We start from the raw sequence: 19,995 nt of genomic DNA, 5'->3' as shown, positions 1-19,995 counted from the left end.
ATGAAAAAATACGCATACTTCTGGATCACGGCCGCGTTCTTCCTGATCTCCATCGGGCTGCACTGGGGCTTCGCCTGGTTCGCCTTCGTTGACGAGGCCGCCCAGCACGGGCAGGAGCCGCAGGTCGGCGAATACGTCGTGCAGGTCGCCCGCGACACGTTCGAGAACTGGCAGTCCGAATTCCTGCAACTGATCTGGCAGGTCGTGGGGCTGGCCTATTTCCTCTATGTCGGCTCGCCCTCGTCCAAGGAGAACGACGACCGGATGGAGGCCAAGGTCGATGCCCTGATCCGCCTGCAGGCCGGCGGCGACGCCGAGCGGGTGATCGCCGAGATCGACGAACGCTACTACCGGACCCACGGCCACGCGCAGCCGCACGCTCATGACGAGGCGCCGGTCGAGGTCTAGAATCCGGCGTCTGGAATCCGGCCTTGCCAAGCGCGGGCGGCTGGCCTATATGCTTCCCAACAGCGGCGCAGGCTTCCACCCCCTGCCCACCGGACGAACTCGCACGGGCCGCTCAGGGCCCGTTTTTCATTTTCAGGGATCGGACATGACCACCGACCTCATCGCCAAGACCGCCATCGACCGGCGCCTGGCCGAGATCATCCAGCCGGTGATCGAGGATCTGGGCTTCGAACTCGTGCGCCTGCGCCTGCAAGGGGGCAAGACCGCCACCCTTCAGATCATGGCCGACCGCCCCGAAGGCGGCATCAACGTGGATGACTGCGCCGACATCTCGACCGCCGTCAGCGCCACGCTGGACGTGGAAGACCCGCTGGAGGATGCGTTCCATCTTGAAGTCTCCAGCCCCGGCATCGACCGGCCGCTGACCCGCCTCAAGGACTTTGCCACGTTCGAGGGTTACGACGCCCGGCTGGAGACGAACCAGCCGATCGACGGCCGCAAGCGCTTCAAGGGCGTTCTGGCCGGGGTCGAGGGCGACGAGGTGCTGCTGAACATCGAGGAAGCGGGCGAGGTGCAGACCATCGGCCTGAACTTCGACTGGCTGTCCGACGCCAAGCTGCTGCTGACCGACGAGCTGATCGCGCTGATGCTGAAGCAGCGCAAGGAAGCCGGCACGCTGCCCGAAGGGGCCGAGGCGGGCGCCGGCATCGGCGACGGGCGCGCGGCGGACCCGGATGAATTCGACGACATCGAGACAGAAACCGACGACACATCAGACGACGACGCCGACGGCGCCGATCTTCCCAAGGAGTGATTGATGGCCATCACCTCTGCCAACCAGCTTGAACTGCTGCAAACCGCCGAGGCGGTCGCGCGCGAGAAGATGATCGACCCCGGCCTCGTGATCGAGGCGATGGAGGACAGCCTCGCCCGCGCGGCCAAGTCCCGCTATGGCGCGGAAATGGACATCCGGGTGGTGATCGACCGCAAGACCGGCAACGCGTATTTCACCCGCGTCCGCACCGTGGTCGAGGACGAGGAACTCGAGAACTACCAGGCCCAGTTCAGCGCCGCCGACGCCAAGCCCTATTTCGAGCCGGCCAAGGGTCAGGCCCGCTGGCTGCGGGGCGGCGCGCCGCTGACCGATTTCGCGGGCGGCCCGCAGGTGGGCGACGTGTTCGAGGAGCAGGTGCCCCCGGTCGAGCTGGGCCGGATCGCCGCGCAATCGGCCAAGCAGGTGATCCTTCAGCGCGTCCGCGAGGCCGAGCGTGATCGCCAGTATGAGGAATTCAAGGACCGCGCCGGCACGATCATCAACGGCATCGTCAAGCGCGAGGAATACGGCAACATCATCGTGGACGTGGGCCGGGGCGAGGCGATCCTGCGCCGCAACGAGAAGATCGGCCGCGAAAGCTATCGCCCGAACGACCGCATCCGCGCCTATGTCAAGGATGTGCGCCGCGAGACGCGCGGCCCGCAGATCTTCCTGTCGCGCACCGACCCGCAGTTCATGGCCGAGCTGTTCAAGATGGAAGTGCCGGAAATCTATGACGGCGTGATCGAGATCAAGGCCTGCGCCCGCGATCCGGGCTCGCGCGCGAAGATCGCGGTCATCAGCTACGACAACTCCATCGACCCGGTCGGCGCCTGCGTCGGGATGCGCGGCAGCCGCGTTCAGGCCGTCGTGGGCGAGTTGCAGGGCGAAAAGATCGACATCATCCCGTGGTCCGAGGATCAGGCGACGTTCCTCGTGAACGCGCTGCAGCCGGCCGAGGTCGCCAAGGTCGTCGTCGATCCCGACGCGGCCCGGATCGAGGTCGTGGTGCCGGAAGAGCAGCTTTCGCTGGCCATCGGCCGGCGCGGCCAGAACGTGCGGCTGGCGTCGCAGCTGACCGGGCTCGACATCGACATCCTCACCGAGGAAGAGGAATCCAAACGCCGTCAGGCCGAGTTCAACGCCCGGACGCAGCTGTTCATGGACACGCTGGATCTGGACGAATTCTTCGCCCAGCTGCTGGTCGCCGAGGGCTTCACCAACCTCGAAGAGGTCGCCTATGTCGATCAGGACGAGCTTCTGTCGATCGACGGGGTGGACGAAGGCACCGCCGACGAGCTTCAGGCCCGCGCCCGCGACTATATCGAGGCGCAGAACGCCAAGGCGCTGGAAAACGCCCGCGCGCTGGGGCTGGAGGACAGCCTCGTCGGGTTCGAGGGGCTGAGCGCGCAGATGCTCGAGGCGCTGGCGAAGGACGGCGTCAAGACGATGGAAGACTTTGCCACCTGCGCCGACTGGGAACTGGCCGGCGGCTGGACCACGCAGGACGGTCAGCGCGTCAAGGACGACGGCATCCTGGAGCCGTTCGGCGTCACGCTGGAACAGGCGCAGGACATGGTGATGACGGCGCGCGTGATGCTCGGCTGGGTGGACCCGGACGAGCTGCACCCGGCCGCAGACGAAGGCGAAGGCGACGAATCGGCTGCAACCGAGGAGGCCGGGGTGTAACGCCCCGGATGGTCGCTTGACACGCGGGGGCCGGGAAAAGGACCGCGATGCGCCGGCGGAACGGCGCTGCCTCGTCACCGGCGAGGTGCAGCCGAAGGCCGGGCTGATCCGCTTCGTCGCGGGGCCCGATGGCATGGTCGTGCCCGATCTGGCGGAAAAGCTGCCGGGCCGGGGCTTCTGGGTCACGTCGGACAGGGCTGCGTTGCAGAAAGCCTCCGACAAGGGCCTTTTTTCCCGTGGCGCGAAGGCCCATGTAAAGGCACCGGACGACCTCGTCTCGGGGATCGAGGCGGCTTTGGCGCGCAGGGTGATCGACCTGATCTCGCTGTCACGCAAGGCCGGATCGGCCGTGGCGGGGTTCGAGAAGGTCAAGGGCTGGCTGGCCGATGGAAAGGCCAGGGTCCTGTTTCAGGCCAGCGACGGCTCCGATCGCGGCAAGGGAAAATTATGGACGCCGACCGGCGGGCGCTGGTTCGGCTGCCTTACGGCATCGGAATTGGGTTTGGCTTTCGGGCGCGCGCATGTCATACACAGCGCGCTTGCGCCGGGGGGCCTGACCGACAAGGTGATACGGGACGCCGCACGACTGAACGGTCTGCGCGGGCATGACGGCAATTCGGTTGCCGGGAAGGATTCGAGAACGGATGAGCGATAAAGACGGAAAGAAACCCCTGGGTGTTGGCGGCGGTCTGGGTGGCGGCCGGTCGGGTCAGGTGAAGCAGAGCTTCAGCCACGGCCGGACCCACAACGTGGTGGTCGAGACCAAGCGCAAGCGGGTCGTCGTGCCCAAGCCCGGCGCCGCAGGTGCCGGAGGGGTCGTGCACCGTCCGAACTCGCCCGCCGCGGTTGCTTCGGACCCCTCGAAACGCCCCGCCGGGATCTCCGAAGTGGAGATGGAGCGGCGCCTGAAGGCGCTCGCCGCCGCGAAGGCGCGCGAGGCCGGTGAAGCCGCCGCCCGCGCCGCCGAGGAAAAGGCCCGCGAGGAAGAACGCGACCGCCGCCGCGCCGAGATCGAGGCGAAGGAGCGTGAGGAGCGCGAGCGCGAGGAAGCCCTGCGCGCCAAGGCCGAAGAGGACGCCCGCAAGGCCGAAGAGGCCCGCATCCGCGCCCAGAAGAAGGCCGAGGTCACGGCGAAGCCCGCCCAGGCGGCCCCCGCCGACCGCGCCGCTGCCGAAGCCGCCGCCGCCCGCGCCGAAAAGCCGGGCGTCGCCACCGGCCCGCGCCGCACCGACCGCGACCGCCGCGACACCGGCGGCGACAGCGACGCGAAAGCCAAGGCCAAGGCCGAGGACAACCGCCGCACCGGCCGCCTGTCGCTGTCGCAGGCCCTTTCGGGCGGCGAAGGCGGGCGCACGCGCAGCCTTGCCGCGATGAAGCGCAAGCAGGAAAAGGCCCGCGCCAAAGCGCTGGGTCAGGCCCATCGCGCCGAAAAGCAGGTGCGCGACGTGCAGCTGCCGGAAACCATCGTCGTCAGCGAGCTGGCGAACCGGATGGCCGAGCGGGTAGCCGACGTCATCAAGTCGCTGATGAAGATGGGCATGATGGTCACCGCCAACCAGACCATCGATGCCGACACCGCCGAGCTGGTGATCGAGGAATTCGGCCACAAGACCGTGCGCGTCAGCGACGCCGACGTGGAGCAGGCGCTGCATACCGAAGAGGATGCGGCCGAGGACCTGCAGCCGCGCGCCCCGATCATCACGATCATGGGCCATGTGGACCACGGCAAGACCTCGCTGCTGGACCGTATCCGCCAGGCCAACGTCGTTTCCGGCGAGGCGGGCGGGATCACCCAGCATATCGGCGCCTATCAGGTGAAGACCGATTCCGGCTCGATCCTGACCTTCCTCGACACGCCGGGCCACGCCGCCTTCACGTCCATGCGGGCGCGGGGCGCGAACGTGACCGACATCGTGGTGCTGGTGGTGGCCGCCGACGACGCGGTGATGCCGCAGACGGTCGAGGCGATCAACCACGCCAAGGCCGCGGGCGTTCCGATGATCGTGGCGATCAACAAGATCGACAAGCCGGCCGCCAACCCGCAGAAGGTCCGCACGGACCTGCTGCAGCATGAGGTCGTCGTCGAGGCGATGTCGGGCGAGGTGCAGGATGTCGAAGTCTCGGCTCATACCGGGCAGGGGATCGACCAGCTGCTTGAGGCCATCGCGCTGCAGGCGGAAATCCTGGAACTGCGCGCCAACCCCGATCGCGCCGCGCTCGGCGCCGTGATCGAGGCCAAGCTGGACGTGGGCCGCGGCCCGGTCGCGACCGTTCTGGTCCAGACCGGCACGCTGAAGCAGGGCGACATCTTCGTCGTCGGCGAGCAGTGGGGCAAGGTCCGCGCGCTGATCGACGACAAGGGCGCGCGGGTCAGCGAAGCCGGCCCCTCGGTCCCGGTCGAGGTGCTGGGGCTCAACGGCACGCCCGAGGCGGGCGACGTGCTGAACGTCGTCGAGACCGAGGCGCAGGCCCGCGAGATCGCGGATTACCGCAGCCAGGCCGCCAAGGACAAACGCGCCGCCGCGGGCGCCGCGACCACGCTGCAGGAGCTGATGGCGAAGGCCAAGGCCGACGAGAGCGTGGCCGAACTTCCGGTGGTGGTGAAGGCCGACGTTCAGGGTTCGGCCGAGGCCATCGTCCAGGCGCTGGAGAAGGTCGGCAACGACGAGGTCCGCGTCCGCGTCCTGCATTACGGCGTGGGTGCGATCACCGAATCCGACATCGGCCTTGCCGAGGCGTCGAGTGCGCCGGTCATCGGCTTCAACGTCCGCGCGAACGCGCCGGCGCGGAACGCCGCGAACCAGAAGGGCGTCGAGATCCGCTACTACTCGATCATCTACGACCTGATCGACGACATCAAGGCGGCGGCCTCGGGCCTTCTGTCGGCGGAGGTGCGCGAGAACTTCATCGGCTATGCCGAGATCCGCGAAGTGTTCCGCGTCACGGGCGTCGGCAACGTCGCCGGCTGTCTCGTCACGGAGGGCGTTGCCCGCCGTTCGGCCGGGGTGCGTCTGCTGCGCGACAACGTGGTGATTCACGAAGGCACGCTGAAGACGCTCAAGCGCTTCAAGGACGAGGTGCGCGAGGTCCAGTCGGGTCAGGAATGCGGCATGGCGTTCGAGAATTACGACGACATCCGCAAGGGCGACGTGATCGAGATCTTCGAGCGCGAGGAGGTCGAGCGCACGCTCTGACCATTCCCGAGAAAAGAATGAAAGGCGGTCCGGTTCGGGCCGCCTTTTTCATGGCGCGGAGGGTTGGCAGGGGCGCAGCCCTTCGGACACCGGCCAGAATGAAGCGGGCCGGACTTGCGCCCGGCCCGCTTCATCATCTCTGCCCGTTGGCCGCGATCACGCCGCTTTCTGCGCGACCGGCTTGCCCTGATAGGTCTGCTGGCCCACGCGCACGGCGATCCGGCCATCGCCCAGTTCGCCTTCGAACTGACCCTGCACCGAAATACAGCTGCCGATGGTTATGGTTCGAATCATGGCGCTTACTCCTTGCCCCTGTGACACCAATATGACGCCGACACTGACTGGAATTAACTAAGAAACCGTCAACGGCCGGAATCGGGGCAAATTTTTTCGCGCTAAGGTGGAACTGTTGCAGCGCCGCCGCAGTTGAGCCCCTTACAGCCAGTCCCGCAGGATCGGCACCAGCGGCAGATCGGCGGGCGGCATCGGGTAATCCCGCAGATTGGCGGCCCGGACCCAGGCGAGCGCCTGCCCCTCGCGCCCATGCGGCACCCCGTTCCAGCGGCGGCAGGCGAACAGCGGCATCAGCAGGTGGAAATGCTCATAGGAGTGGCTGGCGAAGGTCAGCGGGGCGAGGCAGGAGTTCCAGGTCTCGATCCCCAGCTCCTCGTCCAGTTCGCGGATCAGCGCCGCCTCGGGCGTCTCTCCCGGATCGACCTTGCCGCCCGGAAACTCCCACAGCCCGGCCATCGCCTTGCCCTCGGGCCGCTGTGCCAGCAGCACGCGGCCCTCGGGGTCGATCAGCGCGACGGCCGCCACCAGCAGCAGCGGCTTTTCCGGGGCAGGGGTCACGAGCGGTAATCGGCGTTGATGTCGATGTAGCCATGCGTCAGATCGCAGGTCCACACCGTCCGGTCGAACCGGCCGATGCCGAGGTCGATGCCGATCACCAGCCGGTCGTTCTTCATGTAGGCGCTGGTCTCGGCCTCGTCATAGCCCGGCGCGCGCCAGCCATTCTCGGCCACCACGATGTCGCCGAACCGGATCGACAGCTTGTCGCGATCCGCCTGCGCGCCGGACTTGCCGACGGCGGCCACGATGCGGCCCCAATTGGCGTCCTCGCCGGCGATGGCGGTCTTGACCAGCGGCGAGTTCGCCACCGACATCGCCACGGCGTGAGCATCCTCGCGCGTCGTCGCGCCGCGCACCTGGATCTCGACGAACTTGGTCGCGCCCTCGCCGTCCATCACCACCTGCTGCGCGAGGTCCAGCATGACCTTGTGGAGCGCGGCGGAAAAATCGCGGGCGGGCTTGGCGCGCATATCCTCAAGGGGCTTTGCAGGGGATTTCCCCGTCGCCGCCACGATCAGCGCGTCGCTGGTCGAGGTGTCGCTGTCCACCGTGATCGCGTTGAAGGTGTCGTCCACATGCTTCGAAACCATGTGCTGCAGCAGCTTCGGCGCAATGGCCGCGTCGGTGAAGATATAGACCAGCATCGTCGCCATGTCGGGCGCGATCATGCCCGAGCCCTTGGCGATCCCGGCGATGCGGATGGTGCCGCCGTCGCCCTCGATCTCGGCGCTGGCGCCCTTGGGGAAGGTGTCGGTCGTCATGATCGCGCGGGCGGCGCCGGCGATTCCCTGATCGTTCAGCGCGCCAGTCAGAACACCCACCACGCCCGCGATCTTCGCGGCGGGGAGCGGTTCGCCGATCACGCCGGTCGAGCTGGAAAAGACCCGATTCGCCGGGATCTCCAGCGCCTGCGCCACCGCGCCGGTGACGGTATCGACGCCCTTCTGGCCCTGCGCGCCGGTGAAGGCGTTGGCGTTGCCCGAGTTCACGATGATCGCCGCGCCCGAGGCGCTGTCCTGCGCGCCCTTCAGCTTGGCCTGGCAGTCGAGAATCGACGCCGCGCGGGTCGATGACTTCGTGAACGCCCCGGCGATCGAGGTGCCGGGCGCGAGGCGCACCAGCATCACGTCGGTGCGGCCCTGATATTTCACGCCCGCCGCGCCCGCCGCGAACTCCACCCCGGCGATCACCGGCAGCTCGGGGAACGCGGCCGGGGCGAGCGGCGAGACGGCTAGCTTCTTCGCCGCCGGGGCGGCCCCCTTGCCCTTTTTCGCCGCGCGTTCCGCCTTCGCGGCTTCCTTGGCGGCCTTCGCCTCGGCCTTCGCGGCCTTCTTCGCCGCCTTCGAATCGTCCTTGGCCATCTCCGCCCCTCAGTCCAGAAGTTCGGTGCTGTTCATCAGCGCGGGGTCGATTCCCTCGGTCGTCTCGACCGTCGCGGCCTCGAACAGCCCGTCGATCTCGGCCTGCACCCGGTCGCGGCGGACCTGCAGGGCAAGCTGGTCGCGGACCTCGTCGAAGGCCGGGGCTTCCTGCGTGCGCTCCTCGATCAGCCGGATGACGTGCCAGCCGAACTGCGACTGCACCGGGGCCGAAATCTCGCCGGGCTCCAGCGCCACCACGGCCTCGGCGAAGGGCTGGACCATCATCTCGGGGGTGAACCAGCCCAGATCGCCCTTGTTGGCCGACGAGTTGTCGGTGGAGCGTTCCTCGGCCAGCGTGCCGAAATCGGCGCCGCCCGCGAGTTCCTCAACGATGGTCTTCGCCTCGTCCTCGGTCTCCACGAGGATATGGGCGGCGTTGTATTCGACCTTCGGCGCGGCGCTCTCGCCGAAGGCGGCGTCATAGGCGGCGCGCAGCTCGTCTTCGGACGGCTCGGCCTCGGCCAGCCCTTCCAGCACGGCGGTGGACAGATAGCCGCGGCGTTCAAGCTCCAGCACGGCCTCGTCGCGGGGCGACAGGTCACCGGCGGCTTCCTGCGCCACGGCGGTCTGGCGGATCATCTGGTCCAGGATCATGTCCCAGAGCTGCTGGTCGTTCATCCCGGCCGTCATCTGCGGATTCAGCGAGCCGCGCATGGCGATCATCTGGCCCAGAGTCACCGGCTCGCCGTTGACGGTCGCCACCACGGTCGCGGCGTCCTGTGCCATTGCGGGGGCGCCGAGCGTGGCGGCGGAAAGGGCCAGGGCGGCAAGCATCGGACGGATCAATGGATTTCCTTTCGGGGGCGGCCGCGTGATATCGGCCAGTTGATGGGCGCGGCGTTGACAGGGCGGCGGGCCGAGCCTACATCCGGCGCAACCGAAATCATGCGCGCCCGCCGCCGCTTTTCCGGCCTCGTAGATAGGGCATGGGGCTCGGTGCGGGCAAGTGGCAACACCCGCGCGTTCCCGTCACGAAGGACAACATGCTCGGCATCGGCAATCTGGCGAAGAAGGTCTTCGGCACCCCCAACGACCGCAAGGTGAAATCGACCCGGCCGCTGGTCGCCCGGATCAACGCGATGGAGCCGCAGTTCCAGGCGATGTCCGACGCCGACCTGATCGGCAAGACCCGCGAATTGCAGGGCCGCGCGCAGTCGGGCGAGCCGCTCGACTCGCTGCTGCCCGAAGCCTTCGCCAACTGCCGCGAGGGCGCGCGCCGCGCGCTTGGCCTGCGCGCCTTCGACACCCAGCTGATGGGCGGGATCTTCCTGCACGAAGGCAACATCGCCGAGATGAAGACGGGCGAGGGCAAGACGCTGGTCGCGACCTTCCCGGCCTATCTGAACGCGCTGGCGGGCAAGGGCGTCCATATCGTCACCGTCAACGACTATCTCGCCAAGCGCGACGCCGAGTGGATGGGCAAGGTGTTCGCCCAGCTGGGGATGACCACCGGGGTCGTCTATCCGTTCCAGCAGGATGCCGAAAAGCGCGCCGCCTATCAGGCCGACGTGACCTATGCCACGAACAACGAGCTCGGCTTCGACTACCTGCGCGACAACATGAAGGGCTCGATCGAGGAAATGACCCAGCGCGGCCATTTCTTCGCCATCGTGGACGAGGTCGACTCGATCCTGATCGACGAGGCGCGCACGCCGCTCATCATCTCGGGGCCATCGCAGGACCGCAGCGAGCTTTACAAGGTGCTCGACGGCTTCATGCCGGAACTGACGGGCGAGCATTACAAGATCGACGAAAAGACCCGCAACGCGACCTATACCGAGGAAGGCAACGAGTTCCTCGAAAAGCGGCTGCAGCAGGCGGGGGTGCTGCCGGAAGGGCAGACGCTCTACGACCCGGAATCGACGACCGTCGTGCATCACGCCAACCAGGCGCTGCGCGCGCACAGGCTGTTCCACCGCGACCAGAACTACATCGTCAACAATGACGAGGTGGTGCTGATCGACGAATTCACCGGCCGGATGATGGCCGGGCGGCGGCTGTCGGACGGGCTGCACCAGGCCATCGAGGCTAAGGAAGGCGTGGCGATCCAGCCCGAGAACGTGACGCTCGCCAGCGTGACGTTCCAGAATTATTTCCGCCTTTACGACAAGCTCGCCGGGATGACCGGCACGGCGGCGACCGAGGCCGAGGAATTCGCGGAAATCTACAAGCTCGGCGTCGTCGAGGTGCCGACCAACCGCCCCATTGCGCGGGTGGACGAGCATGACCGTGTCTATCGCACCGCGACCGAGAAATACGCCGCCGTGATCGAGGAGATCAAGGAAGCCCACGGCCGCGGCCAGCCGCTGCTGGTCGGCACGACCTCGATCGAGAAGTCCGAGATGCTGTCGGACATGCTCAAGCGCGAGGGCATCCCCCACAACGTCCTGAACGCCCGCCAGCACGAGCAGGAGGCCCAGATCGTCGCCGAGGCCGGCAAGCCCGGCGCCGTCACCATCGCCACCAACATGGCGGGCCGGGGCACCGACATCCAGCTTGGCGGCAACGTCGAAATGAAGGTGCTGGAGGCGCTGACGGCCGACCCCGAGGCGAATCCCGACGACCTGCGCGCCCGGATCGAGGCCGAACACGCCACCGACAAGCAGAAGGTGCTGGAGGCGGGCGGGCTTTATGTGCTGGCCACGGAACGCCACGAAAGCCGCCGGATCGACAACCAGCTTCGCGGCCGCTCGGGCCGTCAGGGCGATCCCGGCCGCTCGCTGTTCTTCCTGAGCCTCGAAGACGACCTGATGCGGATCTTCGGCTCGGACCGGCTGGACAAGGTGCTGTCGTCGCTGGGGATGAAGGAAGGCGAGGCGATCATCCATCCGTGGGTGAACAAGTCGCTGGAACGCGCGCAGGCGAAGGTCGAGGGGCGCAACTTCGACATCCGCAAGCAACTGCTCAAGTTCGACGACGTGATGAACGACCAGCGCAAGGCGATCTTCAGCCAGCGCCGCGAGATCATGGAATCGGACGATGTGTCGGACATCGCCGCCGACATGCGCCATCAGGTGATCGACGATCTGATCGACGACCATATGCCGCCACGCAGCTATCCCGACCAGTGGGACCTGACCGGCCTGAAGGTCGCCGCGCTGGACCGGCTGAACATGGACCTGCCGATCCCCGACTGGGGCGCCGAGGACGGCGTCGATCAGGAGGCGATGCGCGCCCGCGTGACCGAGGCGACCGACGCATACATGACCCAGAAGGCCGAGCAGTTCGGCCCGGAAAGCATGGCCCAGATCGAGAAACAGGTGCTGCTGCAGCAGATCGACGCCAAGTGGCGCGAGCATCTGGTGACGCTGGAGCATCTGCGGTCTGTCGTCGGCTTCCGCGGCTACGCGCAGCGCGACCCGCTCTCGGAATACAAGACCGAGGCGTTCCAGCTGTTTGAAGGCCTTCTCGACGGGCTGCGGGGCGACGTGACCCAGAACCTCGCCCGCATCCGCCCGCTGACGGACGCCGAACGCGAGGCGATGCTGCGCCAGTATCAGGACCAGTTGACCAAGCAGCAGGACGAGATGCACCCCGAACATGCCGCGGCCGACGGCGGCGAAGCCTCGGCTCACGCCCCCGGCTTCGACGCGAACGATCCCTCGACCTGGGGCAACCCGTCGCGCAACGACCCGTGCCCCTGCGGCTCGGGCGAACGGTTCAAGAACTGCCACGGGCGGCTGGTGTAAGACAGCCGCGCAGGCAGGGGCGGTTCCGCATTCACTGCTTGGGGGTCATTGCCGATCGGTGCCTGACGGGTCTGCGCAGAACGGACGCCGATCCTGTCCGGCTCTCGTCGGCGGCTCGCAACTTCCCCGAACGGTGACGGGGTGCGGGTTTGCGGCCCCGAGTGCCGGCCTCACGCCACGGGACGCAGTTTCCCCGCAGCGGCGGCAACCAGCAAGGCCAGTGTTCCTGCCGCGGTCTGGCGATGAAGTCCCATCCGCTTGAGTCGCGCGGCGGCCAGCGGGCCGGGCGCGGCAAGGGCGGCTTCGAAGCAGTCCAGCAGCGCGGCATTCTCCGGCGTGAGCAAGCCCCGCGCGCCCTGCAACGCGCGGATATTGGCCTGCAGCCAGCCGCCGTAATCCCCCGATCCGAGCATCGCGATCCGGGCGAGCCGGGCCCGCAGCGTGTCGTTGCGGCCCATGACGTTGCCGTGGTGCTGGCGGTAGAGCACCGTCGGCTCGGGATCGCGCACGACCAGCGCGCCCGCGCCGGTCAGCAGCTGATAGGCCCACCAGTCATGCGAGATGACCCCCGCTTGCGCAGCGGCCGCGGCCCCGCCCCGCAGCAGCGCCGCCGCCTGCGGATTGGCAAGGAACGTGTTGCCCGGCAGGCAGGCCTGCACCAGCGCGTTGCGGAACGCCGGAGGCCGCCGGAACAGCGGCGCGGGCGTGACGGGCCGCAGCGCATCATCGCAGATGAGGGTGCGCGAGGACGTGGCGGCCGGGCCGCTGGCGGCGCCGATCATCCGCAGCCCCCGCTCCAGCCGCTGCGGCAGCCAGGCATCGTCCTGATCGCAGAAGGCGATCCATTCGTCCGGCGCGGCCTGCTCCAGCAGCGAAAGGAAGTTCCGCGTCGCGCCCTGCCGCGGGCCATCGACCAGCCGGATATCCCGGTCTGGGTGGCGGCGCGCGAATTCGCCGACAATGTCGCGGGTGCCGTCCGACGAGCCGTCGTCCGACACCACAAGCCGCCAGTCAGGCCACCCCTGCGCGGCGAGGCTGTCCAGCTGCGCGCCGATGAAGCGGCCCCCGTCGAAGCTCGCGAGCAGGATTGCCACACGCGCCGTGAGTGGGGCCGTGGCATCGGGGCGCGGGACAGAGGGCATCGAAACGGGCGGCGGGTCATGTGGCATGACGCTGCGCTAACGAATCCCGCCCGGTCCCGCCAGAGGGAGAGCCGATGACGCCGACTGGTTCGCCGCGCCGCTGCCGTGGGAGGCGCTGCGGTAGCTAGTCAATGCGCCTCCTGCCGGGCGATGTCGCCGATCAGCACGGCGGTGACCTCGGGAATCACTGCCTGAGCGGTCCGGGCGAGATCGGCGCGCAGCACCCGCAGCGCCGGCTCGGCGGTGAAGTTGCCGTCGAAGCCGCCGGTATTGGCGTGGATCAGCAACTGCCGCAGCAGCGCGTCGCGCAGCTTGATCTCGCGCGCATTGGCGGCCTCGGTGGCTTCGGCTGGCAGTTCCAGCGACAGGCTCAGCACCATTGTCGATCCGAGCCGCCCGTTGCGCATGATCGGCACGAAGAACTGCTGCGGAAACCTGAACCATGCCGTCTCCCCGCTGTCCGTCGCGGACGCTGCGGCGCCATGGCCGGTGGCGGGCGCAGCGGCCTTGCCGTGCCCATTGGCGGGCGCGGCCTTCCCGGCATGGATGTCCGTGGGCGAGGCGTTCGCGGCCTCAACGTCCGAACCGGCAGCCTGCGCCCCGGCGCCGCGCAGGTAGTCGCCCGCGCCCGCGCCGGCGACGAAGGCCAGCAGCGTCAGCAGCAGTGGCAGGATCTTGCGGATCATCGGGCAGACCTCAATAGGGCAGGACGATGTCGGCCAGTTGCTGGCCGTAGCGGGGCTGCTGCACGTCGCTGAGCTGGCCGCGCCCGCCATAGGAGATCCGGGCCCCGGCGATGCGGTCATAAGCGATCTCGTTGTGGCGGTCGACGTCGGATGGGCGCACGAAGCCGCCGACCGTCAGCTGCCGCACCTCGAAGTTCACCCGCACCTCCTGCGTGCCCTGGATGTGCAGCACGCCATTCGGCAGCGTCTCGACGACCGTCGCGGCCACCCGCAGGGTCAGCTTGTCGCGGCGCGAGATCGACCCGCTGCCCTTGAAGGTCGAGGCGGATTTCGCCTCGGCCAGCTCGTCCATGCTGGCCCCTTCGGGCAGGATTCGTCGATCCGCTGCGGCAGCCCGGCAAGCGCGGGGATGCTCACGTCGTCCTTGGCGCTGCGGGAACGGCCGCTGCTGTTGGACATCTCGGCCCGGTCGTCGATCTCGATCACCACGGTCAGGATGTCGCCGCGCGCGCTAGCCCGGCGGTCGCCCACCAGCGACATCGGCTGCGTCGTCCACAGCGAGGCGCCGCTGCCTTCGCGCGGCGGCTGGTCGGGGAAGACGATCACCGGCTCGGTCATCGCCTGGAACTCGGCCGTGTCGCGGGCCTCGCCCAGCTCGGGCGGGCGGCCGACGGCGCCCACGCGGGCGCAGCCCGGCAGCGTGGCGGCGGCGCAGAGAAGAAGGATCGGCAGTCTGGCGTGTCGCATGTGCGGCCTTTTCAGCGTTCGGCGACGGACAGCGTGCCGTCGGGATTGATCCGCGCGTTCAGCATCGCGCGCGAGGAGAGATTCATGACGCGCACGACCTCGCCTGCGGCGCCTTCGCCCAGGGCGCGGCCCTCGGTCTCGATCCGCAGGCCGGCGCTTTCGTAACGCAGCGTGACGACCTGATTGCGCGAGATCAGCGTCGGGCGGGTCAGATGGCCGGCACCGATGGCGCGGCCTTCATAGAGGGCGACACGGGTCTGCTGACCAATGGCGAGGGCGGGGTCGATTCCGCCAAGCCCCAAGGTCAGGTCGGCGGCCGTCAGCACGGTGCCGGCGGGAACGCTACGGGCGGCCACAGCGCCAAGCGCGGGTTGCGCGGCAGCGGGGCCCGTCCACGCCGCGAGGCAAAGGATCAGCGCGAGGTTTCGCATCATCGCACCTGCACCGCGGCGCTCAGCATCTGGTCGGCGGCGGTGATGACCTTGGCGTTCATCTCATAGCCGCGCTGCGCCTTGATGAGTTCGGAGATCTCGCGCACCGGATCGACGGCGCTTTCCTCCAGATAGCCCTGCCGCAGCGTGGCAAGGCCCTGCTCGCCCGGCAGACCGATCATCGGTGCGCCCGAGGCCGGCGTTTCCAGGAACAGGTTCGAGCCGGTCGCCTCCAGCCCCTTTTCGTTCACGAAGCCGGCGACCGTGATCTGGCCGAGGTTCTCCGGCTCGACCCGGTCGTCGAAGAAGGCGTTCACCTCGCCATTCGCGGCGATCGAGACGCTGCGCGCCTCGGCAGGGATGGTGATGCCGGGGGCGAGGGGGAAGCCGTCCGAGGTGACGATCAGCCCGTCCGCCGAGCGTTTCAGCGCGCCGTCGCGGGTATAGGCCGAGGCGCCGGAGGGGAGCGTGACCTCCAGATACCCCGCCCCGTCCAGCGCGATGTCGAGATCGCCGCCGGTCTGCGCGAGCGAGCCTTGCGCGAGCGTGATCGTGACCGCCGTGGGCCGCACGCCGAGGCCGAGCTGCACCCCCGCCGGGACCATCGTGCCATCCGCGCCGGTGATCGTGCCGGGGCGGGTCGCCTGCTGATAGGCGAGGTCGGCGAACTCGGCGCGGCGGGCGTTGTAGCCCGTGGTGGACATGTTCGCGAGGTTGTTGGAAATCACCTCGACGCGGGTCTGCTGGGCGCTCATGCCCGTCGCGGCGATATGCAGGGCCTTCATCGGGGAACCTTTCAGCTGGTCAGGGCGGAGATGGCGGCGCGGATGCGCCGGTCCTCGGCGTCGAGGAACGATTGGCCGAGCTCGTAGGCGCGCTGGACCTCGACCATGCGGGCGATCTCCAGCACCGGATCGACGTTGGAGCTTTCGAGGAAACCCTGGCGGAGCGTCGCTTCGGGCAGCGGCTCGGCCCCCTCTGCCGCGAACAGGGTGCCGCCATCGTGGCGCATCTGCTCGGGCGGGCCGGGAGCGAAGATGCCGACACGGGCCAGCGGCTCGCCATCGGCCGAAACCGTTCCGTCCGGGCCGATCGCGATGTTGCTGGCGCCCGGCGGAACGGCGATGGGCGCCTGCCCGTCATCCAGCAGGGCATGGCCGTCGCCATTGACGATCTGCCCGTCGGCCGAGGGCATGAACGCCCCCGCCCGCGTCAGCCGGTTGCCTTCCGGCGTCGCCACCATGAAGAAACCGTCGCTTTCCAGTCCCATATCCCAGGTGCCGCCGGTGCCCGTCAGCGAAGCGGGGCGCAGGTCGATCTCGCGCCCGCGGGCGTTCGCCATCGACAGCGTCTCGCCCCGCCGGTCGAGCGAGGTGAGATGTTCCGAAAACACCACCCCCTCGCGCCGGAAGCCGGTCGTCTCGGCGTTGGCGATGTTGTTGGCGACAGTCCGCATCTCGCGCATCAGGCCCGACTGGCGGGTCAGCGCGGCATAGATCGCGTTGTCCATCAGGCGCCCCCCACCAGCGGCAGGATCTGGTCGGTGAAGAAGCTCGCCAGCAGCGTGGTCATGAAGCTCATCGTGACCCAGAACACGGCCAGCATGAGCCCGACCTTGGGCACGAAGGTCAGCGTCATCTCCTGCACCGAGGTCAGCGCCTGGAAAAGGCCGATCACCACCCCCGCGACCAGCGCGACGGTCAGCAGCGGGGCCGACATCTGCACCGCGATCCACAGCGCCTGCCGGGTCATGTCGAAGATCTGCGTCTCGTGCAGCATGGCTCAGACCGGCATCCGCAGGATGTCCTGATACGCCTCGACCATCTTGTCGCGGATCGCGACGGCGGTTTCGAGCGCAAGCTGCGCCTCGGCGATCGACTGGACCAGCTGGTGGGTGTCGGCGCTGCCCGTCATCGCGCCCTGCGCGGCCATGTCGGTCTGGCGCATGACGGCCGCGAAATCGGCAGCAGCATCGGTGAGGGCGCCGCCGAGCGGGCCCGGCGCGCCGGGAGCGACGGCGGGGCGGGCGGCGGCATAGGCGGAAACGGCGTTCTGGATCATCGGGATATCCTCAGCGGCGGATCAGGTCGAGAAGGGCGGACGACATCTGGCGCGACTGCTCGAAGACGCGCAGGTTGGCCTCGTAGCTGCGGCTCGCCTCGCGCGAGTCCGCGATCTCGACCACCAGATCGACGTTGGAGCCGAGATAGTAGCCGTCCTCGCCCGCCATCGGATGGCCGGGGTCGAAGACCTGCGGCAGCGCAGCGCTGTCGTGCCGGGTGCGGCTTGTCGTGATGGCCCCGGTCGGGCGCGTGCCGTCGCGGTCCGGCTGGAATTCGACCAGCTTGCGACGGTAGCCGGGCGTGTCGGCATTGGCGATGTTCTCCGAGATGTGGCGCAGGCGGACGCCCTGCGCCTTCATCCCCGAGGCGGCGATCGCGGTGGCGGAAAGCTCGGTCATCTACTCCTCCTTCAGCGGCGGCCGAGGCTGGTGCGCAGCAGCGACAGCCCGGACTGATAGACGCTCAGCGAGATGTTGAACTGGCGGCGGGCGTCGGCCTGGCGGACCAGCTCATCCTCGATCGAGACGGTGTTGCCGTTGGGCGAAGGCTCGCCGCCCGCATCCACGCGGGTGTGGCGGGCGGCGCCCCAGTCGCCTGCGGGCAGGTGCTGGGCGCGGGTCGCCTTCAGCCCGGTTGCGGGCGCCCGGTCGTAGCTGTCCGCAAAGCCGCGAAGGTCCGTCGCGCGATAGCCCGGCGTGTCGGCATTGGCGACGTTGCGGGCGATCTGGACGTGCCGCGCAGCCGCGTGGGAGCCCATCTGACCCGCCATCCGCATCGTTCCGATTCTGTCCAGCAAAAGGCTTCTCCTTCCGTCCGATAAACCGGGTCTTAACCCCGACAGGTTTAGAAACCGTTGAGAGCGCCACGATTCTCGCGACCGGAGGAACGATCCTGGACAACGCCGAAGCCATCGCCGCCCGCATCCGCCGCCTGCGCGTCGCCCGCCATTTCGGGCAGGTCCATGCCATTCGCGCGGGCATGGTGCTGGTGCGGGGCCTCAGCCATGCCGCCTCGGTCGGGGATCGCGTGGCGCTGGGGAACGATCTGTTCGGCGAGATCGTGGGGCTGGCCGCCGATCTGTCCGAGGTGCTGCCCGAGGGCGTGGCCGACGGGCTGTCGGTCGGGGCGCCCGCCGAGCTGCTGTTCGCGCCCATGATCGGGCCCTCGGACGCGTGGATCGGGCGCATCATTGATCCGTTCGGGCGGCCGCTGGACGGCCGACCGCTTCCGCCGGGGAGGGGGGAGCGCAGCTTCCGCGCGCCGCCACCGCCCGCCGCCGGGCGCAGGCGGCTGGGCGCGCGGCTGGTGACGGGGCTCGCCGTGTTCGACACGCTTCTGCCGCTGGTGCGCGGCCAGCGGATCGGTCTTTTTGCGGGCTCGGGGGTGGGGAAATCGACGCTGCTGTCGTCGCTCGCAAAGGGGGTGGAGGCCGACGTCGTGGTCATCGCCATGATCGGCGAGCGTGGCCGCGAGTTGCGCGAGTTCGTGGAGCATACGCTCGGCCCCGAGGGCATGGCGCGGGCGGTGATCGTGGCGGCGACGTCGGACCAGCCGCCGCTGACCCGCCGCCGCTGCGCCTGGGCGGCGATGGCGCTGGCCGAGCATTTCCGCGATCAGGGGCGGCACGTCCTGTTCCTTGCCGATTCGATCACCCGTTTCGCCGAAGCGCACCGGGAAATCGCCCTCGCCTCGGGCGAGCAGCCAAGCTATCGCGGCTTTCCCCCATCGACCTCGCAGACGATCATAGCGCTGGCCGAACGCGCCGGGCCCGGCCTTGAGGGAGCGGGCGATATCACCGCGATCTTCAGCGTGCTGGTCGCCGGTTCGGATATGGAGGAGCCGGTCGCGGACATCCTGCGCGGGGTGCTGGATGGCCATGTCGTGCTGGACCGCAAGATCGCCGAGCGGGGGCGGTTTCCGGCCATCGACGTTCTGCGCTCGGTCTCCCGCTCGCTGCCGCAGGCAGCTAGCGCCGGCGAGAACGCGATGATCGCCCGCGCCCGCGCGGCGCTCGGCGCCTATGCGGAATCCGAGCTGATGATCCGCGCGGGGCTCTATGCCGCGGGCTCGGACCCGGCGCTGGACGAGGCCGTGCGGCTTTACCCCGGCCTCGACGAATTCGTCACCCGCAGTGCGCCGCGCGGCGTCACCGAAAGCTTCGCGCTGCTGGCGCGGGCGCTGGATGCGCCGCGTCCGGCATCCGTGCCGCGCGCCCGCTGACCCATGCCTGAAATGCCATGCGGGCTATGGGTCCGCGGGAACCAATGGCCGGCATCGGGGTTGAACGGTGACGCCGGGAAACAGTGCCCCAGCGAGTTGACGATCACGTGTTTACAAAGGGGTGGCCATGTCCGAAATCGACCGCGACACGCGATCCGCCGTTTCGGATTCCGATGCGGACATGGCCTCTCCGCACCCCTCTGGCGAGACCCGCCAGACGCTGGAGCTTGCCGAGGAGTTCGCCACCGTCGAGGTGGTGCGCGAGGAAGTCGGCACGGTCCGGCTGCGCACCGTGACGGAGGAGTTCGACGACATCGTTCAGGCCGCCGTGCGGTCGGAACAGGTCGAGATCACCCGTCACAGGATCGACCGCGAGGTCGATGCCGCGCCCCTGCCGCGGACCGAAGGCGACGTGACGATCATCCCCGTGGTCGAGGAAAGGGCGGTCGTCGTGACCCGCCTCTTCGTCACCGAGGAGGTGCATCTGCGCCGAAAGGTCACGGAAGAACCGACCGAACTGCCGGTAAGCCTTCGGCGCCAGCGCGTGATCGTCGAACGTGTGGGGCCGAGCGGTGAGCTTCTCGCCGCGCAGCCCGGCGACGACGACCGCGCAGCAGTCTGACCTTCAGCCGTTGCGCG

Annotated in this window: 21 protein-coding genes and 1 pseudogene; 8 read left to right on the top strand and 14 right to left on the bottom strand. The window is 68.6% G+C overall.

Annotated features, from left to right (window positions below; all coding sequences use genetic code 11):
* The 5 genes from KTN05_RS08175 to infB all read left to right on the top strand — a co-directional run bounded on the left by KTN05_RS08175 (position 1) and on the right by infB (position 6,105).
* Entirely contained in the window at positions 1–408 is a 408-nt protein-coding gene (locus KTN05_RS08175) for a DUF6766 family protein (protein ID WP_217328894.1), read from the top strand.
* A gap of 145 nt (positions 409–553) precedes the next feature.
* Complete coding sequence (rimP, locus tag KTN05_RS08170; protein WP_217328893.1) at positions 554–1,222, top strand: ribosome maturation factor RimP; 669 nt, start codon at positions 554–556, stop codon at positions 1,220–1,222.
* Between the two features lie 3 nt (positions 1,223–1,225).
* A complete protein-coding gene (gene nusA / locus KTN05_RS08165; protein WP_217328892.1) occupies positions 1,226–2,911 on the top strand; it encodes a transcription termination factor NusA in 1,686 nt (561 codons plus the stop codon).
* 16 nt (positions 2,912–2,927) lie between these two features.
* Positions 2,928–3,566 carry an RNA-binding protein gene (locus tag KTN05_RS08160; protein ID WP_217328891.1) on the top strand — a complete coding sequence of 213 codons (639 nt, stop codon included), beginning with the start codon at positions 2,928–2,930 and terminating at the stop codon, positions 3,564–3,566.
* Positions 3,556–6,105 carry a translation initiation factor IF-2 gene (infB, locus tag KTN05_RS08155; protein WP_217328890.1) on the top strand — a complete coding sequence of 850 codons (2,550 nt, stop codon included), beginning with the start codon at positions 3,556–3,558 and terminating at the stop codon, positions 6,103–6,105. Before KTN05_RS08160 ends, infB begins: the two co-directional genes overlap by 11 nt.
* Positions 6,106–6,261: 156 nt before the next feature.
* Here the strand turns inward: infB and KTN05_RS08150 are convergent, their stop codons facing one another.
* The 4 genes from KTN05_RS08150 to KTN05_RS08135 all read right to left on the bottom strand — a co-directional run bounded on the left by KTN05_RS08150 (position 6,262) and on the right by KTN05_RS08135 (position 9,164).
* Entirely contained in the window at positions 6,262–6,399 is a 138-nt protein-coding gene (locus tag KTN05_RS08150; protein WP_217328889.1) for a hypothetical protein, read from the bottom strand.
* Between the two features lie 141 nt (positions 6,400–6,540).
* The gene (gene mutT, locus KTN05_RS08145; RefSeq protein WP_217328888.1) at positions 6,541–6,957 is read right to left on the bottom strand and encodes an 8-oxo-dGTP diphosphatase MutT; all 417 of its coding nucleotides are present in this window, start codon (positions 6,955–6,957) and stop codon (positions 6,541–6,543) included.
* On the bottom strand, positions 6,954–8,318 hold the full coding sequence (gene argJ, locus KTN05_RS08140) for a bifunctional glutamate N-acetyltransferase/amino-acid acetyltransferase ArgJ (protein ID WP_217328887.1): 1,365 nt from the start codon (positions 8,316–8,318) through the stop codon (positions 6,954–6,956). The genes mutT and argJ overlap by 4 nt, the downstream gene beginning before the upstream one ends.
* A 9-nt stretch (positions 8,319–8,327) precedes the next feature.
* The gene (locus KTN05_RS08135; protein WP_217328886.1) at positions 8,328–9,164 is read right to left on the bottom strand and encodes a peptidylprolyl isomerase; all 837 of its coding nucleotides are present in this window, start codon (positions 9,162–9,164) and stop codon (positions 8,328–8,330) included.
* 197 nt (positions 9,165–9,361) lie between these two features.
* Here KTN05_RS08135 and secA point away from each other — a divergent pair, with 197 nt between their 5' ends.
* On the top strand, positions 9,362–12,067 hold the full coding sequence (gene secA / locus KTN05_RS08130) for a preprotein translocase subunit SecA (RefSeq protein WP_217328885.1): 2,706 nt from the start codon (positions 9,362–9,364) through the stop codon (positions 12,065–12,067).
* A gap of 170 nt (positions 12,068–12,237) precedes the next feature.
* Here secA and KTN05_RS08125 read toward each other — a convergent pair whose 3' ends face one another.
* The 10 genes and pseudogenes from KTN05_RS08125 to KTN05_RS08080 form a co-directional block, all read right to left on the bottom strand.
* Entirely contained in the window at positions 12,238–13,161 is a 924-nt protein-coding gene (locus KTN05_RS08125; protein WP_217328884.1) for a glycosyltransferase, read from the bottom strand.
* 176 nt (positions 13,162–13,337) lie between these two features.
* Positions 13,338–13,895, bottom strand: coding sequence for a hypothetical protein (locus tag KTN05_RS08120; RefSeq protein ID WP_217328883.1), 558 nt, complete (start codon positions 13,893–13,895; stop codon positions 13,338–13,340).
* A 10-nt stretch (positions 13,896–13,905) separates the two neighbouring features.
* Positions 13,906–14,642: pseudogene (gene flgH / locus KTN05_RS08115) on the bottom strand (flagellar basal body L-ring protein FlgH).
* A gap of 11 nt (positions 14,643–14,653) precedes the next feature.
* Positions 14,654–15,073, bottom strand: coding sequence for a flagellar basal body P-ring formation chaperone FlgA (gene flgA / locus KTN05_RS08110; RefSeq protein WP_217328882.1), 420 nt, complete (start codon positions 15,071–15,073; stop codon positions 14,654–14,656).
* Positions 15,073–15,858, bottom strand: coding sequence for a flagellar basal-body rod protein FlgG (gene flgG / locus KTN05_RS08105; protein WP_217328881.1), 786 nt, complete (start codon positions 15,856–15,858; stop codon positions 15,073–15,075). Before flgG ends, flgA begins: the two co-directional genes overlap by 1 nt.
* A gap of 11 nt (positions 15,859–15,869) precedes the next feature.
* The gene (locus tag KTN05_RS08100) at positions 15,870–16,583 is read right to left on the bottom strand and encodes a flagellar hook-basal body complex protein (protein ID WP_217328880.1); all 714 of its coding nucleotides are present in this window, start codon (positions 16,581–16,583) and stop codon (positions 15,870–15,872) included.
* On the bottom strand, positions 16,583–16,852 hold the full coding sequence (locus KTN05_RS08095; RefSeq protein ID WP_371823302.1) for a flagellar biosynthetic protein FliQ: 270 nt from the start codon (positions 16,850–16,852) through the stop codon (positions 16,583–16,585). The genes KTN05_RS08100 and KTN05_RS08095 overlap by 1 nt, the downstream gene beginning before the upstream one ends.
* Before the next feature lie 3 nt (positions 16,853–16,855).
* Positions 16,856–17,134, bottom strand: coding sequence for a flagellar hook-basal body complex protein FliE (locus KTN05_RS08090; protein ID WP_217328879.1), 279 nt, complete (start codon positions 17,132–17,134; stop codon positions 16,856–16,858).
* Positions 17,135–17,144: 10 nt separating this feature from the next.
* Positions 17,145–17,534: a flagellar basal body rod protein FlgC gene (gene flgC, locus KTN05_RS08085; RefSeq protein ID WP_217328878.1), complete on the bottom strand. Its 390-nt coding sequence runs from the start codon at positions 17,532–17,534 to the stop codon at positions 17,145–17,147.
* An 11-nt stretch (positions 17,535–17,545) separates the two neighbouring features.
* Positions 17,546–17,932, bottom strand: a complete 387-nt coding sequence (locus KTN05_RS08080; RefSeq protein WP_217328877.1) for a FlgB family protein — start codon at positions 17,930–17,932, stop codon at positions 17,546–17,548.
* A gap of 113 nt (positions 17,933–18,045) precedes the next feature.
* On the opposite strand from KTN05_RS08080, the gene KTN05_RS08075 reads away from it, so the two are divergent.
* Positions 18,046–19,356, top strand: coding sequence for a FliI/YscN family ATPase (locus KTN05_RS08075; RefSeq protein ID WP_371823309.1), 1,311 nt, complete (start codon positions 18,046–18,048; stop codon positions 19,354–19,356).
* Between the two features lie 127 nt (positions 19,357–19,483).
* Positions 19,484–19,978, top strand: a complete 495-nt coding sequence (locus tag KTN05_RS08070) for a YsnF/AvaK domain-containing protein (RefSeq protein ID WP_217328876.1) — start codon at positions 19,484–19,486, stop codon at positions 19,976–19,978.
* Positions 19,979–19,995 lie beyond the last annotated feature (17 nt).

It is taken from the genome of Paracoccus sp. Z118, from assembly GCF_019061185.1.
Lineage (GTDB): Bacteria > Pseudomonadota > Alphaproteobacteria > Rhodobacterales > Rhodobacteraceae > Paracoccus.
The sequence above is the reverse complement of the archived record's forward strand: the minus strand, read 5'-3'. Positions and strand labels throughout refer to the sequence as shown.